The organism is Bartonella sp. AS69XJJH, assembly GCF_042195585.1.
Lineage (GTDB): Bacteria > Pseudomonadota > Alphaproteobacteria > Rhizobiales > Rhizobiaceae > Bartonella.
The window spans coordinates 1-846 of sequence record NZ_JBHIOO010000117.1; the positions used below are offsets into that span (position 1 = coordinate 1).

The 846-nt window shown below is 43.1% G+C and carries 1 pseudogene; it reads right to left on the reverse strand.

What is annotated here, in order from left to right:
• A pseudogene (locus tag ACFIK6_RS10070) lies at window positions 1-846 on the reverse strand (hypothetical protein); the annotation flags it as partial.

The following is an 846-nucleotide window of genomic DNA, read 5'->3' on the forward strand; positions in this document are numbered from 1 at the left end:
AGAAGAAAACGGACTAACGTTGTTGCCATCCGTAATAAACCGCTTTAGTCCTTCATCATAAGCCTGTTTGAAGTATGGACGCTTCATTAATTCATTAAGAGCACCATAATATTTTTCTTCTATCGGCGTTTTCTTGGCTATTTCATAAAGAGTATGTGATTCTGCTTCTCTACTCGCGATAAGATCATCTTTTAAACCTGTAACATTTTGACGAGGAATAAAGTGTTCATCTGCTGCCTGATGAATACGCTCCCCTCCTCCCAGCGCTCTCTGCCCAGCTCTTTTGGTCAAATCAAGATAAGCTCCTTGGTTTCTTTTCGCGATATCAAAAACAAGATCCTGTAAAAAAGGACTATGATCAGCTACGTAATCGGTAGGAACTGCATTCTTAAAAGAGTTTCCTAGCTCTTCAGAAGCCTCCTTACCTAAATGTTTACTGATTTCTCTTAATGTGTCTGTTGCAACACCTTGCTTATGAGAAGGAGAAAAAAGTCTTCGTATTCCACCGACAGTAGAACCAGCCAAATGACCTAAAGCACTTCCAACCAATGCCCCGCCCGCTCCTAAACCTGCACCAGATAACGTACTTGTAAGTGTATTACCAAGACCTTCGCCTTCTCCCGCTCCATGTAATGCACCAGATGCCGCCCCTACTTTAAGCAAATGCGGCAATGTTGTTTTGTTCGTGATGCCTAAAAATGGACTTGCAAATCGACTTGGAAATGACTGACCAGTGTTCAAAAAGGCTTGACCTAATTTTGACCCCGCCACATTCCTTGCAAGTGTAGGCGCTACAAAGCGTGCTCCTGAGGCTAATAATCCTCCCCCTAAAGTCGCAAGTGAAGG